Source organism: Mesorhizobium sp. M7A.F.Ca.US.014.04.1.1 (genome assembly GCF_003998745.1).
GTDB classification, from domain to species: Bacteria; Pseudomonadota; Alphaproteobacteria; order Rhizobiales; family Rhizobiaceae; genus Mesorhizobium; species Mesorhizobium ciceri.
On the sequence record NZ_RZRW01001087.1, the window covers coordinates 1 to 1108 of the forward strand.

General features: G+C 65.6%; 1 protein-coding gene and 1 pseudogene. One reads left to right on the forward strand and one right to left on the reverse strand.

From position 1 onward, the window contains the following. Nucleotides 1-80 (reverse strand): annotated as a pseudogene (locus EOA22_RS39350) (LysE family translocator); the annotation flags it as partial. A 98-nt stretch (nucleotides 81-178) separates the two neighbouring features. Between EOA22_RS39350 and EOA22_RS34695 the strand changes: the two are divergent. Beyond that, nucleotides 179-1048: a LysR substrate-binding domain-containing protein gene (locus EOA22_RS34695; RefSeq protein WP_127390670.1), complete on the forward strand. Its 870-nt coding sequence runs from the start codon at nucleotides 179-181 to the stop codon at nucleotides 1046-1048. Nucleotides 1049-1108 lie beyond the last annotated feature (60 nt).

Here is a 1108-nt window from a genome sequence, read left to right on the forward strand (position 1 = left end):
GTCGACAGGGTCGTGGCGATGCCGGGCGTGGTGGTGGCGACGATGGCAAACAGGATGAGCGGGAAAATGGGCTCGAGCATGCGGCGTCCTCGGTGGGAGGGCTGCCATCGTAGCTGCGCACGAACTTCAGTAAATGCAATGTTTGCTATGGTTGACATTAGCAAGCATAATGCCAACCATGATCCGAAATCTCGACATGGCGCTGATCCGCACCTTTATCACCGTCGCCGACAAGGCCAGCATGACAGCGGCGGCCAATGCACTGCACCTGACGCAAGGTGCTGTCAGCCAGCAGGTCAAACGGCTGGAGGAGGCGTTCGGCTCGAGCCTCTTCGAGCGCGACCGGCGCGGCTTGCGGCTGACGCGCGCCGGTGAACAGCTGTTCGGCAGGGGCAAGCGGCTGCTGGCCTTGGATGACGAGATCTGGGCCGAAATGGCTGGGAGCCCGGGGGCCGGCCAGGTGCGGCTCGGCGTGCCCTCCGACCTTGTCGGCACCTTGCTGGCGCCGGTGCTGAAGACCTATGCCGAGACCTATCCGCAGGTCGAGATATCGCTGGTCTGCGCCTCGTCGCCAGAATTGACTGCTGCCCTTGCGGCCGGGACCATCGACCTTGCCGTGATCGAGGAATGCGCCGGCCCGTCGGCCGGCGAATGCCTCGTCGTTGACCGGCTGGTCTGGGTCGGTGCCAAGGGCGGCGTTGCCCGCGCCAAGCGGCCGCTGCCGGTCTCGATCGTCGCCGACACCTGCGCTTTCCGGCCGGCTGTGTTGGCGGCGCTCGGTGAGCATGGGCTGGAGTGGCGCACCGTGTTCGAGAACGGCAACATCGACGCGACGACCGCGACGGTGCGCTCCGACCTCGCCGTCACCACCTGGCTGGCCTCCACGGTGCCAGCCGATCTCGACATATTGCGATCGGAGTCCGGCCTGCCGCCGCTGCCGAATTTTGCCATCAACCTGCATCTGCCGAGGCATGGGGTAGGGCCCGCGGCGCAGGAATTCGCACGGCATATACGGGAAGGGCTGGCGCGGCGACCAGTCGCTGCTTGAAGCTTCTCAGAACTTGGGTTCCTCTCCCCCGTCGATCGGGGTGAGGTGTCGAGCGAAGCT

Excerpts from the sequence above, each read along its gene's own strand:
- EOA22_RS34695 (WP_127390670.1), top strand. The coding sequence starts at position 179 with ATGATCCGAAATCTCGACATGGCGCTGATCCGCACCTTTATCACCGTC.